The 14,762-nt window shown below is 52.2% G+C and carries 13 protein-coding genes; 5 read left to right on the top strand and 8 right to left on the bottom strand.

Features of this window, described 5'->3' with window-relative positions:
• Window positions 1–290: 290 nt before the first annotated feature.
• Together JJD41_RS21665 and JJD41_RS21670 are read right to left on the bottom strand one after the other, a co-directional pair.
• Window positions 291–3,800 carry a WD40 domain-containing protein gene (locus JJD41_RS21665; RefSeq protein ID WP_200669566.1) on the bottom strand — a complete coding sequence of 1,170 codons (3,510 nt, stop codon included), beginning with the start codon at window positions 3,798–3,800 and terminating at the stop codon, window positions 291–293.
• A gap of 417 nt (window positions 3,801–4,217) precedes the next feature.
• On the bottom strand, window positions 4,218–5,528 hold the full coding sequence (locus JJD41_RS21670; RefSeq protein ID WP_200669567.1) for an AAA-like domain-containing protein: 1,311 nt from the start codon (window positions 5,526–5,528) through the stop codon (window positions 4,218–4,220).
• Between the two features lie 387 nt (window positions 5,529–5,915).
• On the opposite strand from JJD41_RS21670, the gene JJD41_RS21675 reads away from it, so the two are divergent.
• Window positions 5,916–6,293 (top strand): hypothetical protein, encoded by a 378-nt coding sequence (locus JJD41_RS21675; RefSeq protein WP_200669568.1) that lies wholly within the window; start codon window positions 5,916–5,918, stop codon window positions 6,291–6,293.
• Between the two features lie 20 nt (window positions 6,294–6,313).
• Here JJD41_RS21675 and JJD41_RS21680 read toward each other — a convergent pair whose 3' ends face one another.
• The 5 genes from JJD41_RS21680 to JJD41_RS21700 all read right to left on the bottom strand — a co-directional run bounded on the left by JJD41_RS21680 (window position 6,314) and on the right by JJD41_RS21700 (window position 10,927).
• Complete coding sequence (locus tag JJD41_RS21680; protein ID WP_200669569.1) at window positions 6,314–6,652, bottom strand: antibiotic biosynthesis monooxygenase; 339 nt, start codon at window positions 6,650–6,652, stop codon at window positions 6,314–6,316.
• A 143-nt stretch (window positions 6,653–6,795) separates the two neighbouring features.
• Entirely contained in the window at window positions 6,796–7,422 is a 627-nt protein-coding gene (locus JJD41_RS21685; protein WP_200669570.1) for a J domain-containing protein, read from the bottom strand.
• Window positions 7,423–7,706: 284 nt separating this feature from the next.
• On the bottom strand, window positions 7,707–8,303 hold the full coding sequence (locus JJD41_RS21690) for an ATP-dependent Clp protease proteolytic subunit (RefSeq protein WP_168570536.1): 597 nt from the start codon (window positions 8,301–8,303) through the stop codon (window positions 7,707–7,709).
• A gap of 60 nt (window positions 8,304–8,363) precedes the next feature.
• A complete protein-coding gene (locus tag JJD41_RS21695) occupies window positions 8,364–9,020 on the bottom strand; it encodes an ATP-dependent Clp protease proteolytic subunit (RefSeq protein ID WP_168570537.1) in 657 nt (218 codons plus the stop codon).
• 104 nt (window positions 9,021–9,124) lie between these two features.
• Window positions 9,125–10,927, bottom strand: coding sequence for a DUF3352 domain-containing protein (locus JJD41_RS21700; RefSeq protein WP_200669571.1), 1,803 nt, complete (start codon window positions 10,925–10,927; stop codon window positions 9,125–9,127).
• 375 nt (window positions 10,928–11,302) lie between these two features.
• Between JJD41_RS21700 and JJD41_RS21705 the strand changes: the two genes are divergently transcribed.
• The 3 genes from JJD41_RS21705 (at window position 11,303) to JJD41_RS21715 (ending at window position 13,210) form a co-directional block, all read left to right on the top strand.
• Complete coding sequence (locus JJD41_RS21705) at window positions 11,303–11,662, top strand: rhodanese-like domain-containing protein (protein ID WP_200669572.1); 360 nt, start codon at window positions 11,303–11,305, stop codon at window positions 11,660–11,662.
• A gap of 214 nt (window positions 11,663–11,876) precedes the next feature.
• Window positions 11,877–12,956, top strand: coding sequence for a heat-inducible transcriptional repressor HrcA (gene hrcA / locus JJD41_RS21710; protein WP_200669573.1), 1,080 nt, complete (start codon window positions 11,877–11,879; stop codon window positions 12,954–12,956).
• A gap of 26 nt (window positions 12,957–12,982) precedes the next feature.
• The gene (locus tag JJD41_RS21715) at window positions 12,983–13,210 is read left to right on the top strand and encodes a hypothetical protein (RefSeq protein WP_168570540.1); all 228 of its coding nucleotides are present in this window, start codon (window positions 12,983–12,985) and stop codon (window positions 13,208–13,210) included.
• A 160-nt stretch (window positions 13,211–13,370) separates the two neighbouring features.
• Here the strand turns inward: JJD41_RS21715 and JJD41_RS21720 are convergent, their stop codons facing one another.
• Window positions 13,371–13,520 carry a hypothetical protein gene (locus tag JJD41_RS21720; protein WP_200669574.1) on the bottom strand — a complete coding sequence of 50 codons (150 nt, stop codon included), beginning with the start codon at window positions 13,518–13,520 and terminating at the stop codon, window positions 13,371–13,373.
• Window positions 13,521–13,724: 204 nt separating this feature from the next.
• Between JJD41_RS21720 and JJD41_RS21725 the strand changes: the two genes are divergently transcribed.
• A complete protein-coding gene (locus JJD41_RS21725) occupies window positions 13,725–14,759 on the top strand; it encodes a diguanylate cyclase (RefSeq protein WP_200669575.1) in 1,035 nt (344 codons plus the stop codon).
• The last annotated feature ends 3 nt before the right edge of the window (window positions 14,760–14,762 follow it).

Consider the following 14,762-nt stretch of genomic DNA (forward strand, 5'->3'; position numbering starts at 1 on the left):
CCACCAGAAAATGAAAATCGCCGTAACGCACCACCCCCACATTTCCACCATCACGATCGTTTCTGATATCATCATCGCACCATCCACAGTTGGCGGTGCGTTGCGGCCAGGTCAAGATTTTTCGTCAAAACCCATGATTTATCGATGCCGCAACACACCCTACCGGGGTTTTTGGGAAACGCCACCACCGATTTCAACACATTTTCGGTAGGGGGTGTGACGCGGTGACAAAATGGGGCCGGTTGTCAGATTCATGGAATATCCGCGTCACGCACCATCTCGTTGCTGTCTTACAAAACCCGATCGCACACCCGGTCTTCTACATGAAACGTTAAATAATCTTGCAAGCGATCGCAGGCATTTCCCAGGAGGCGATCGAGGTCACTTTGGTTGCGATCCATCGCTTCTTCCAACTGCAAGCGCACGTCTCCCAACGCCCACAGCTTCACCGTTCGATCCCAACTTCCCGACGCCAGGGAATACCCATTCGGACTGAAGCGGACACTCCAGACTCGGTTCGTATGTTCGCTTAGCGTCGCCAGCAAATCGCCGTCGCGAGTCCAAATTTTAATCGTATTGTCATCACTTCCCGAAGCAACCAACGCCCCATCGGGACTGAAAGTGACATCGAGAATTTTATTCGTATGTCCCCTTAACGTGCGAACTAACGTTCCATCGAGTTGCCAGATTTTCACCGTATTGTCATCGCTGGCGGACGCCAAAAATTCGCCGTCCGGACTGAACGCCACTGCATTCACTTCGTTGGCGTGTCCTTCCAGAGTTTCGAGTAAGGTTCCGTCGCGACTCCACAACTTGACCGTTTTATCCTTACTCGCCGAGGCCAGCATTTGCCCGTCCGGAGAAAAAGTAACATCATATACCCAGTTTTGATGTCCGGTCAAATCGCCGATCGCCTCGCCATCGCGATTCCAAAGTTTGATCGTTCGATCGTAACTCGCCGAGGCGATCTGTTGGCTGTCGGGAGAAATCGCCACGGCGTTGACCTCATCCCGGTGTCCTTCGAGAGTGCGAATCGCCGTTCCTTGCAAATTCCATAGCTTGACCGTCTTATCTTTACTCGCCGAAGCCAGAAATTGACCGTCTGGAGAAAACCTCACGTCATATACCCAATTTGTATGACCGGAAAAGGTCTGACGCACGGTACCGTCAAGATTCCAGAGCTTCACTTGATTGTCGCGACTGGCGGAGGCGATCGCGCCGCCATCCGGCGCAAAATCGATGCCGTTGACCATGGTCTCACCATTGTCAAACATTTCTACCAAGCGGATTTGGGGCTTCCACAACTTCACCGTGCGATCGCTGCTCCCCGTCGCTACGAGACCGTCTTTCGGCGAAAAACTCAACGCTAACACCGCATCGTCATGTCCCTCCAAGGTTTTGAGTAAAGTGCCGTCGAGACTCCAAAACTTGACCGTTTTATCCGCACTCGCCGACCCCAAAGTGCGACTGTCTGGAGACCAAGCGAGCATCCAGATGACATTTTCATGATCCTTAAAACTCTCTTTGAGTAAAAATTTTTGCGTTTTGGGGTCGAACTGCCACAAGTGGATCGTACCGTTCGAGTCCGCACTGGCCAGTCGATCGCCATTCGGCGCAAAACTCACCCCCGTCACGTCGAATTTGTGGTCTTTGAGGGTGGCGATAGAGGTAATGTTCTCTTGTTCCTCGGGAATCGGGAAGGGCCAAACGCGCACGGTATTGTCTTCACTGGCGCTGGCTAATAGCTTGCCATCCGGGGAAAAGCTGAGGCTGTAAACGCTCTGGGTATGTCCACTCAACCGCGCTTTTAAGCTGCCATCGACGCCCCAAATGGCGATCGTTTTATCCTCACTTGCCGAGGCTACATAGCGTCCGTCCGGGGAAAACGCGACTGCAAAAACGCTTCCTTTGTGAGCGTCGAAGCGACGTAACAGCTCGCCGTCGTCACTCCAGAGGCGCACGGTTCCGTCCTTGCTCGCCGTCGCCAGGGTTCGTCCGTCGGGGGAAAACGCCAGTCCGTAGACGCGATCGTCATGGTCGAGAATCCGCTCTAACTCGCCGTTATCGCTCCAAATTTGGACTTTCGCCTCCGCCGCCGTCGCGAGACGATCGCCGTCGGGAGAAAAAGCGACATTCCAGACCCACCCTTCCTGTTCGTCCAAACGGTTGTATTCGTCAATTTCCGAGAGCAATTTTTCTAAATTGGCGATCGTTTGCTCGCGAATTTCGGCATCAACGCGCAATGCTTGTAATTTGCGAGCCGCACGCACGGCGTTGACCAAAGATTGCAACTGTTGATTCGATTCTCGATTGAATTTGGAGGCAGAATTGAGCGCTTTAAGTTCGTCAATTTCGGCTTTTCTCGCTTGCGAAGCCGCGCCCCAAACGATCAGGGTCGAACCGAGTAAAATCGCTAATAAAATTAGCGCACCTGTTTGAATCGTGCGCTTGGCTTTAATTTGAGCATGTTTTAGGGTTTTATTGGCGGCTTCTAAAATTTTTGAGGCGTGACGTTGCGCTTCTAAATCTTTTTGAACGGCTTGTTTTTCAAGTTCCTGACTGGCGGCGAGAAATTGATAGTCGAGATCGCTCAAACTTTTATCGTTGCCCCAGGTTAATGCTTCTTGTAAAGCTCGACCGCGCAACAGGCGGGAGGAGTCTTTACGCTCGGAAGTTAACCAGGCGTTTAATGCTTCTGAATAGGGACGTAAATGAGCTAAAGAACGTTCGACCCAATCCCGGTTAAAAACTTCTCGATAAATGCGATTGGCTACCCGTAAACCCCGATCGCCTTTGACAATTAAGCCTGACAGTCTTAAGAGATTTTCTTCGCGAGAACCCTCGGCAGGAAGGGGGCGATCGCCGGAAAGTAAAATTTTTTGATAAAGTCCGAGTAAACGTCCGGTTTGACGGTCGTCGTAAAATAGACGATCGCGGATGGTTTTTAAATGTTCGGGTTGGTCTTGTGCTTCCCAATTGTCGAGGACTTTATTGTGGACGAGGCGATCGAGATCGGGGTCGTCGCGATCGAGGTATTCGACCGATAAACGACACAACTTTTGGGTGAGAAAAGGTTGTCCCCCAGTCCAGTTTAAAATTTCCCTAAGAACCGTTTCGGGACGGTCGAAGCGATCGCGCAAACCGGGAATGAGAACGGGTTCGGCTTCCTCGAATTGAATGCCCGTCAATTCAATCGGATGACCGATATTAAACGGAGTTTTATTTTTATCTCGAATCAGATCGGAAGGCGTAGCAACTCCGAGCAGACAAAAGCTTAAACGATTGTAGCGAGAATCGTGCGATCGCTGGTTATAACAGGCGCGAATGAAGGCTAGAAAATCATCTTTAAAAGTTAAACTAATTAAACTATCTATTTCGTCAATAAAAATAACAATATTGCCATCGATCGCATCGAGAATGACGCGATCGATAAATTCATTAAACCACTGAACTGGAGAGAGTTGCGCGCGATCGCCCAACCATTTTAACGGATTAAACGAACGCAAGCGATCGAAATTTTGACTGAGGGTAACAATGGCGCTGCCATACCATTGTTGAATCGTTACTTCTTGAGTTCCGAGTAAGGTAATATCGATCGCCCCACAACTAAATCCTTCCGCTTGTAAGCGTTGCATCGTGCGTACTTTCAAGCTCGATTTTCCCATTTGTCGGCAGTTGAGGACGTAACAAAACTCGCCGTTTTTCAAAGCGCGATAGAGTCGTTCGTCCGCTTGACGCAATACATAAGTTGGAGCATCTGAGGGCAGACTTCCACCTACTTGATAGTCAGAGTCGGGCATGAGATTGTAGATTTTAGATTGTAGCTTGAGAATTTGGGAAAGAGAAATTTAGATTTTATCTAAATTTTTAAACTCAATAAAGTGATTTTTGATGTGATTCAATATAGGATGAGTGGGTAGATATGCGTTTATCCTCCTTTGGAGATAGGTAGGCTAATGTAGAAATGAGAGATAAACTGGGGGCGATCGCGAGGAATAAGAGTAAGTTAAGGAATTTTTCCGGATAAGTTATTATTTTTAGAGTTTAAAGAAAAATCAAACTAATTTCAGATCGGTTTTGAGGGCGATCGCGGAGTTTGAGAGAGCGAGTAATGAGAGAGTGCGGCTAAATTTGCCTAGATAACTTTCGGCACCCTTGAGAACAAAACCGGAAGCTTTAGACCGATGGTATTTTAAGATCGATGACGCCCGGAAAAATTACCCACTCGACTCAAAACGATCGCGGAAATATTGAAGGTAAAGATCGCAGCGTGGTATATAGTTATTGCCACGTAACTGCAACAGTCCTACCCCATGTAATTGATAACCTTCCGTTCGTTCCAAGTTAACGGGATTGTCGCTGGCGATCGCCTTTTTGAAGGCATCGAGTAAATTAGGATGAGCTTGTAAATGCAGCCACAAACGCCGTAAGTGATGGTTGTAGATGCCTGCTTCTGTAGGGGCCGTGGCTAAAATTTCAGCTAAGGTCATTCCCGGCTGATTCTTGAGATTAGAAATCGCCTGTTGTACGAGAAAGGGATGACCGCCAACCATCGCCATCAACGCCGACACGTCCGACTCGCTCCATTGTAAACCGTAAGCGCGGGCTAAGCGCAATACTTGCTCGCTATTGAATTCCGGTAATTCAATGGGAACGCCCACATTAAAGGGAGAATCTTCTATTTTAAGAGAAATATAAACTTCGGTAGAATAGACAAAAATAAGGTGGAGTTTTTGCCAAATATTTCTAACTTTTGCTTGTTCGTGCCAGCCGCGTAATAAGCCTAGAAATTCTTGAGCGACTAAGGTATGAGGAAAGAGGAGATCGACTTCATCTAAACATAACACCAGAGGAGGAGAATCACCCGCGAGTAAGTAATTTTCAAAATATTGGGTGCAATTCATTTTACTGGTGAGAATTTGGCTATTCCAGTAGTCATTTAAGCGAGCGGGAAGTTGTAGCATTTGCGCGACGCTGACACAAAACCACTGGAAAAAGCAGTCGAGATTGGCGAAATCGCTTTGGGAGGCTAAGTTGAGATTCAAATAGGCAGTACGGTAGCCTTGACGGGCGGCAAAATCGAGGATTTTGGCGCTTAAGAGGGTTTTGCCCGTGCGTTTGGGGGCTTTAATGCGCAAGAGGGCGCCGGGTTGGGCGATCGCCTGATAACAGCGATTTTCGATGTCGGGAAGATCGATAGAAAAGGGGCGATCGGCGGCGAATCCGGCGTGAGAATTGGGGCTGTGCTGCGATCGCCACCGTCGTTCTAAAGCCGCTCTAAAGTTTTTTTTACTGACTTTTTCTTCGAGAGCATCTGAGAGTCTGTCCCACAGTTTTTGACCGACAACTCGATGCAAATAGTTGGCAGAATAGTCCGTATTTTCGGCCATTTCTTGATAGGTTTGATTTTGCCAAGCCCCTCGAAAAATGGCAATTTCTACATCAGTTAAATGTTTGCCCGTTTTGGCAAAAACGGCTTCGTCCGCCACTTGAAGCGCTGGTTCTAAATCGATTGCTTGCTCTTGCATGAAGCTGCTGGGGAATTAATTTAAAAATTGATATACGGGGTCTTGTGAAACAGTCATGAGTATTATAGCGGGTTGAATTTGCCTCAATGAGGGGTGCGGGCGATCGCCCCAACCGATCGCGCGGCGCCCCCCTGCCATCCTCGCCCCAGGCGCAAGCGGTGCGTCGCGTACTAGCACCGGGTCGAGTCATAAAAAGTCATAACGCCGCAAACCCTTCTTTTAAGGTAATTTGAGCCTTTCTCGTGAAAAAAATCTTTTTTTCCGGACGGCCTCCCCAGGAAAAAGTAATAAAAGGTCATAAGTCACTCAAGCCATCGAACCACTGGGGCAATTGGCCGCCCGATGCAACTGTTTCCATGATTTCCTACACACCATCTGGAGGGTGCTATGTATTTCCTAATCCTTAACGATCTCGACCCCGAACTCCAAGACCTCTTTCCCGAAGGCGTGCCGACCTTTAGCGCGACTCCCGATGAATTTGTCGAAATTTACGACGAATCCGGCTTGGAGTTGGTAGACATTCAGCCCGCCTTCCGGGTCAATTTAGGAGGCTTGAGCGCCGATCGCGAATTGAAACTGCTAGCCGCCTATACCAGCGAACTAAACGACCCCCGTTTTATTCGCGGTTGCTTCGAACTGCTCGATAAAGGTTGGGTAACCATTCCCGAAGATCGCGTCGCCTCGGTGGTTTGGCGTTATGGCGACTACGTATTCAGCGCCGTGAGGGACGGATCGCCCGCGATCGCCGATCCGGTGGAATGCTAGGCGATCGCCCTGAATTTCAATTAAACCCCTACAGATTTAGTAGGGGAATCGATCTCGCTGCACACCTCGTAAAAATTCGTCGTCGGCGGGTACAAAAACAAATCGGACATTTCCTGAAGAATCGCATCGTGAACTTGGTTGCGATTGGCCTCCATATCGGCAATATTGTCCCAAAACACGACGGCGATCCCCTTGTCAGTTCCCGGTTCTTGCAATAAATACGCCCCTTGGAAGCCGTCGCGATAGGTAGACACGGCTTTCTCGTACAAATGTCGGGCTTCGGCAAATTTTCCCGGTTTGAATTCACCGATCGCCACGTAAGCGCATTTATGTTGTAGGAAGTCGAGAAACTCGCTCATTTTAACTCCTCCATTGGGGGTTCCAGTCCCCTCAAATGTCGATCGAACAGTGGAATTTTCCGGCAACGCTCATCGCTGCCGATCGTATTTTCTCACAGGTGACTGGTTTCGGATGCCCTCGATCCCAGCAAGGCGGGGAAAATTCACAATACCCGTTCGAGGCGGCGAAAATCGCGCTCGACTTCGACCCACAAGGAACGATTGTGGGGGTCGGTTTTTAAAGCTTTTTTAAGATAAATCCGGGCTTTGTCCAACTGTCCGCACTCGATCGAATAGCGTCCGTAGCGTTGGTAGACGATCGCCTGCCACTGACGTACCTCCGCATCTCTAGGAATCCGGTGCGCCAGGGCTTCCACCAAGGCGATCGCCCGAGGAAAGCGCTTGTATTTGAGCAACTGCTGCAACTGCAAATAGCCTTTGCGTTTGAGTAACTGTTCCAGTTCCGTCAGGTGAGGACTGTAGCGAAATGACGGTTCTTTGCGAACGACCCGAGGCGGTGGCGGTGGCGGTGGGGGCGGCGGCGGACGGCGGGGAGTGGCGGAAGCCGTCGGCGACCCGGCGGGATTGGCGCTTACCGGGGTCGATTCGAGGGCTTGGAGCAGAATTTGATACGCCTGGTTGATCTCGATAAACTTTTCATGGCAACCGCGATCGCCGCGATTGACATCTGGATGATAGCGTCTGGCCAATTTTCGGTACGAGCTTTTCAGATCCGCCAACGTGGCTCCCGCGCTCAATCCCAACAGTTGATAGCATTCTCGAATGTTCATTCGCTCGATCGCTGCCGCATGTCCTTACCAAAATTCTGCCATTTCTTGTCCATTCCGGATCCAGCCTCAACACTGGAGGGAGTTTGGAATTTAGATTTTTAGATTTTTAGATTTTAGATTTTTAGATTTTTAGATTTTAGATTTTAGCCGTAGGAGGGCTGGCATTGCCCACCCTACTGAAACGACTGAAAAGAGAAATCGGAAGAAAACGATCGCCCCGCCACGGCGGTTGAGATCGGCTTTCTTCCAATTTCCATCGGATCGAACCCAGTTCGGCAGAATGCCTACGACGTCCGATCCTCGATCACGCGATCGACCAAACCGTATTCCTTCGCCTCGTAAGCCGACATGAAAAAGTCCCGATCCATGTCTTTCTCGATCTTTTCGAGAGATTGACCCGTCCGCCGCGCGTAAATCTCATTGAGTTGGTGGCGAATGCGGATAATTTCGCGCGCCTCAATTTCGATATCGCTCGCCTGTCCTCGGGTTCCCCCAGAGGGTTGGTGAATCATGATCCGGGAGTGAGGCAGGGCCAAACGCTTGCCTGGAGTGCCTGCCGCCAACAGGAACGAACCCATCGACGCCGCCAGACCGACACAAATCGTCACCACATCGGACTTAATATGCTGCATGGTATCGTAAATCGCCATGCCTGCGGTGACCATGCCTCCGGGAGAGTTGATATAGAGAATAATATCTTTGCCCGAATCCTCGGAGTCCAAATAGAGCATCACGGCGATGACTTGGTTAGCCAGTTCGTCGTCAATGTCTTTGCCGATAAAAATAATGCGCTCTCGGTAGAGGCGGTTGTAGATATCAATCCACTGAGTATAAGTTTCCCCCGGCATTCGGTAGGGAACTTTTGGCACACCAATGGGCATAATTAGAAAACTCCCTTAGTCGCTTGAGTAAATTCGCAGATGGTTCGATTTCCGGGGCAGTTAGCCGACGGAGGCGGGCATCGGATGGGCGAGATCTTTCGTTTCCAAGACGCGATCGATCAAACCGTATTCCACCGCCGCTTCCGGGGACATGTAAAACATCCGATCCATATCTTTAGCGATTTTCTCGCGAGTTTGCCCGGTATTTTCCGACAAAATATCGAGCATCGTGTTTTTATTGGCGAGAACTTCTTTCGCTCGAATTTGAATATCCGAAGCTTGACCGCGCGTGTAGCTCTTCGGTTGGTGTAAAACGATCGTCGCGTGGGGCAAACTGGCCCGGCACCCTTTCGTTCCCGCAGACAGCAACATCGCCGCCATCCCCATCGCCGCACCGATGCAGATCGTGTGAACGGGGGGTTTGATATAGCGGATCGTATCGCAAATGGCGAACGCTTCCGTTTCAAAGCCGATCGGTTCGCCGCTATAGCTAGAGGTGCCCGTGGAGTTGATGTAGATATTGATCGGTTTGTCCGGGTCTTCGTACTGCAAGTAGAGGAGTTCGGCGACGATCAACTCGGTGACTGCCGGAACCAAGGGCATTCCCAGATAAACAATACGTTCTTTGAGTAGCAGGGAGGGTAAATCTGGGGGAGGGGTTCGGTAAGATGCCTCTCCGTAATAAGGAGATTGAACGGCCTCAAAGGGTGATTTCATAGCCTAGGTTTTACGTGAAATTAGGGCTTCCATCCTTTTCATCTTGACATACTCCCCCGCCGAAAGGGGGGGAGGGGATCGCCGGGACGATCGCGGGTGTCCCCTCAAGCGCCCAAACGCACGAAGAAATCGGCGCGGGGGGGAGTTTCCGGCGCGGTGGCGCCTGGGGTTTCGGGGCGGGCGGGAGCGCTCGACGCCAACGATCGCAGGTGGTCGAACAGGGGACGGATAGCCAGTTCTACCAATTTGAGGGCGGGGGTTTGGCGTTCGAGGAAGGCTTGACTGGCGAGCCAGTCGAGATAGAAATAACCGTAATTCGGACTGGTCAATTGAGCGATCGCCCGCGAGAAGCGCCTGTCGGCGAGTAAAGAGCCATTCTGGGGAGCTTTCAGGGCCATATCGACGGCGGCGATCGAACGGGCGAAAATTTCGTAATTGCCGACAGTGGCGCGGGCGCCTTCGACCCGGGCTTCCAAGCGGACCGTTTCTCCGGCGCGGGTGACCAGTTTAGTCCAGGCGACGATCGCGCGTTCGCCCACATCCAACGGTCCGACGCCGAAACCGCGATCGCGGGCGATCTGGTCGAGACGGTCGAGGGCGCCCCGTACCGCTTCCTCGTCGGTACGTTCGGCGACGAAAATCCAATCCAACTCGCCGCCCTTGGCATTTTCCCGTAACGAAGGAACCAAAGCCAAGGCGTACTCGCCATCGACCCAGTTAAAAATGGTCTGGGACAAATCGATCCCCAATTGCGATCGCGCTGCCGCCAGGGGGCGATCGAGCAGTTGGGCGATCCAGTCGTTCGCCGCAATTTGGGCGTCAACCACCGCCCACAGTCGGGACAGGTCGCGACCGGACAGGGCCACCGCCGCATTCGACGGTACGTAGTTCAACGCGGCGACCGGAGTCGAGAGCGGGGGCAAGCTCGCGAGGGGATTGCCCGCACTGCGGAGATTCCAGAACGTTTGGGCGCGCAATCCGGCCCGGTTGAAGTCGAGAACGACGGTCAAACTCGGCGGGATGCTGGTTTCGAGGGGAGAGCGATCGCGCGGCGCGAGGCTGCCTTCTGGAAAATTGCCGATCCAGGCCGCAAATTCTTCTAAATTGACGAAACTGACTCCGATCGCCCCGGAGGTCACCCGAGCGAGGGCATCGCGGTAAGCGCGGGTCCGGCTGAGGCTGAGATCGGGCGCCTGCACGTTATTGACCGCATCGCGCAAGACCTTGGGATGGTTGGCAAACAAGACGAAGCGATCGCCGATCGCCGCACTCGCCCACGGTCCGGACCAGGCCGAGCGTTCGCGTAGCGTCTCCGTAGGCGTAGCCGCCCCGAAGGGGCTAGGAGAATCGGTTTTTGCGGTTAAATCGTGCGGGTAAATCAGTTTTACCCCTTTATACTGCTCGAACGCCACATCGACCCCAGACACGGCGCGATTGGCCCAGAAGCGTTCTAAAAAACTGCGGCTTCGTTCGGGGTCGCGGGTGCGGACGGCGACTAAATAGCCCGGGATCCGTCCGTTTTGGCGATCGCGATCGAGATCGAGACTGGTCACGGCGACGGCGATTTCATCTCCCAACCAAGGTTGGATATCCCGTTCGTAGTCGAGATCCGTATCCGCGAGCAAACCCGCTTTAATCGCGTCGAGTTCGGCGGCAATTTCGCGACGGTCTTGCGGACGCACCCAAAGCTGTCCGAGTCCGGCCAGGCGATCGGGATTGACCGAGAACGAGGTCATCACCGGGGCTTGTTTGGGGACGAACATCGCGGCGGTGGGATTGAGGGCGCGATCTCCTCCTAATAAGGCGAGCGGTCCGGTGGTGACGATCGCGTAAGCTCCGGCAGCGCCGAGGGCGAACAGCACCAGCACGACCGTGACGAGGAGGGAAAAAAATGTGCGTTGCTTCATAATGGCGCGGGACTGGGGTCTGGAAAGGGCGCGAGAGCAGCCCGTCCGCTTCGGCGAGGACGTTCGCGCGCGCAAAGCGATCGTCGCGAACGGCAACACGGAAACGGGTTCGCCTACAATGAAGGCGAAAACTATCTTTTCCAGGATACTGGTTTGAGTCTCGATTCTTGCAGTTTTTTGTCCTCCCGCCGGGGGGTTCGCCCTCGCCCTCGCCGAGGTCGCGACGGCCTAAGTTCGGCGCGATCGCGGATCCCTGCCGACCGACGATCTCCCGACTGGAGAGAGTCCGGGAGTGGCCAACTCGAACCAAAACACGGCACAATTGCCGTTAAGTTCTAAGATAAAAATTTTATTAACAGCGTTGTTGCGAATCCGATGTCTACAGCTTCTTGGAATCAACCCCTTCCTCAAATCAGCGTCGAAGAGTTGGCCCGACGGCTCGCCGAAGCCCCCGACGGCTTGCAGTTGATCGACGTGCGCGAACCGCAAGAAGTGGCGATCGCCGCGATCGACGGCTTCGAGGTGTTGCCCTTGAGTCAGTTCGAGCAATGGTCCGCAGACATTCGTCAACGCTTCGATCCCGATGCCGAAACCCTCGTTTTATGCCATCACGGGATTCGCTCGGCGCAAATGTCGCAATGGTTGATCGCCCAAGGCTTTAGCCAAGTTAAAAATATCAGTGGCGGGATCGATGCCTATTCCAATCGCGTCGATCCCTCGGTGCCCCGGTATTGAGGGCGATCGTCGCAACGCCGATTTTTACCCCTGGAATGCTGCACCCGGTGATTTCTACGGCAACCATAAACCCCTTAACAATGAAATAATTTTGGCAATCCGCTCGCGCGATCGCCCTTGTGCCAATCAGCCGCGATCGTCACCCCGTCATTGTCCTCGATCGCCAGTCTATCCGTGCCATTTTTGAATCTCGATTAAATCCTTTCGTCTTCCGATGTCTGTGCAATTGAACTTAAACAAGCGGCAACAATATGTCTTGTGGGCGACGGTGCGATACTACATCGCCACTGCCGAACCCGTCGGTTCCAAAACATTGGTCGATGAATACAATCTCAAAGTCAGTCCCGCGACCATTCGCAACGCGATGGGCAATTTAGAAAAAGCCGGGTTGCTCTATCAACCCCATACCTCGGCGGGACGAGTGCCTTCCGATTCCGGTTATCGCATCTACGTCGATCGCATGATTACCCCGTCGGAAACCCTCTCCCGAGAAATGGAACTGGCCCTGCGCGATCGCCTCAATTGGAATAACTGGACCTTAGAAGCACTCATGCGCGGCGCCGCTCAAATCCTGGCCACCTTGAGCGGTTACATTGCCTTAATCACCTGGCCCCAGACCAGTACGGCGCGCTTGATGCACCTGCAACTGGTTCAAATCGAACCCAATAAAATTGTCATGGTCGTCGTCACCGACAGCTACCACACCCAATCGGTGATGGTAGACGTACCGCCGCCGCCCGAAAACGAGGACGCCGACCCGGACCTGCTCGAAAGCGAATTACAAATCCTCTCTAATTTTCTCAACAGCCAATTGCGCGGTCAATCCCTCACTGCCCTGTCCGAACTCAATTGGAGCGACCTCGGACGAGAATTCGAGCATTACGCCGAATCGATCGGCCAATGGCTCGCGGAATTGGCGCGCAAAGCCCACACCCCCGCCACCACCGGAATTTTTATTAGTGGGTTGGCGGAAGTGTTGCGGCAGCCCGAGTTTTCCGAACTCAATCAAGTGCAAACCTTGGTGCAGTTGCTCGAAGAAGAGCAAGAGCAGTTATGGCCGCTCATTTTCGAGTCTCCTGCTCTCGAAAGCAGTGGCAGGCGCGTTAACGTTCGGATCGGCGCCGAGAATTTGCTCGAACCGATCCGGACCTGTACGTTGGTTTCTTCGACGTACCATCGCGGTTCGACCCCAATCGGCAGTGTCGGGGTTTTGGGACCGACGCGCATGATGTATGAAAATGCGATCGCCAGCGTGGAGGCGGCGGCGGATTATCTTTCTGCGGCCCTGAGTTAACCGTACTCAATTCAGGAGAATTTTCTATGTTTTTAGACGAACTGACCCCCGTAATCAAAGAATTGAGCGCACATCCGATCGCCTTTTTAGGTGGATTTTGTTCCGGCGCCTTGCGTTTGAACCTCTGGGACGACCCGGTCAAATCCTGGCTCCAACAACAAGGGGCATCGAGTGAGACGACGGCACCCCCGTCGGAGAACAATAACGGCAGTTTCGGCAGCAGTAGCGGCCCTCAATCGATTTCGATTGACTGACCGTTCGGCATCCCTAGGGGGAATCAATTTCATCGGGTTTGGGGGGAGTTGAGATCGGGTTGCCCCCTTGTTATAGGGATCGGTCGGTTTTTATATTTTTTTATATTTTTTTTAACCGATCGCGATCGGCTTCGCCCCAAAAACTCGCACTTTTGCTCACTCAGCCATTTGGCTGATGAATGACGATCGCCTCCGAGCTCATAATAAGAACAGAAGCCAGCAAAGATTGGAACGCCGCGCCCTTTCCTCGAAACCTGTAGACCGACTTTCCGAGGGCGAGGCGATCGCCGCTTGAAGATTGCAAAGCCATTCACTATATCTGCCTAACAACTCCGGTCAGATCGTGCCGGATCGTCCCGTTCTCCACTCAATCTGCTTGCGATTTCGTGGGACGGCGATCGCCCGGATTTCGAGCGGCTCGTGTTGGAGACTTGAGACTCTTTTTCACATTTTCAAGGCAGGGGAATGACGTTAAGTTCGGGGTTGCTATTTTTTGAATTTACCAATTGGGTCGATGAATAGGCAGTTCTACAAGGTCGCAAAAGGCAATATTTTAGTTGTCGATGACCGTCAAGAGAACTTACATTGCTTGGCGCTGATGCTCGCCAATGATGGTTATGAAGTTCGCAAAGTCCGCACGGGTAAAATGGCTTTGATTGCGGCTCAAACCCAATTACCGGATTTAATTTTACTCGATATTAGAATGCCCGAAATGGACGGCTATCAAGTTTGCCGTCAACTCAAGAGTAATCCAAGGACTGAAGATATTCCCATCATTTTTTTAAGTGCTTTAGACCGTCCCGAAGATAAAATTTTAGCCTTCGAGGCAGGAGGAACCGATTACATTACCAAACCGTTTCAGATTTTGGAAGTGTTGGCGCGGGTTAAAAATCAATTAACGTTAAAGAAGTTACAACAGCAATTAATCGAGCAGAACGAGAAACTGCAACGAGAGATTTGCGATCGCGTGCGCGCGGAAGTCGCTTTAAAAAAAGCCAACCAGGAACTGCAACGACTCGCCATCCTCGACGGCTTGACCCAAGTCGCCAACCGACAGCGATTTGAAGAGTATTTGCAAGAGCAATGGGAGCAACTCGCGGCTCGCCAAGGGTCGCTCTCGGTGATTCTGGCCGATGTCGATGATTTTAAGGCGTATAACGACACTTACGGTCATTTAGCCGGGGACGAGTGTCTGCGCAAAATTGCCGGGGCGATCGCGATCGCCTCGAACCGTCGTGCGGATTTGGTCGCCCGTTATGGCGGCGAAGAATTTGCGGCGATCTTGCCCCAGACTCCTTTGAGTGGCGCCCTACAAGTGGCCGACGCCATTTTGAGGGAAATCGAACAATTGAACCTGACCCACGAGCAAAGCTCGGTCAGCACGCGGGTGACCGTCAGTCTCGGCGTCGCCACTGGGATCCCCCGTTCCGAGGTGGATCCTCACGTCCTGGTCAGCGAAGCCGATGCAGCTTTATACGAAGCCAAACGCACCGGACGCAATCGTTATTGTATCGGTCGTTACAGTAAAAATGACGAGAAAAGTGCTTGAGCG

The sequence above is a fragment of the Oxynema mangrovii CENA135 genome, from assembly GCF_016632315.1.
In the GTDB taxonomy this organism is placed as follows: domain Bacteria; phylum Cyanobacteriota; class Cyanobacteriia; order Cyanobacteriales; family Laspinemataceae; genus Oxynema; species Oxynema aestuarii.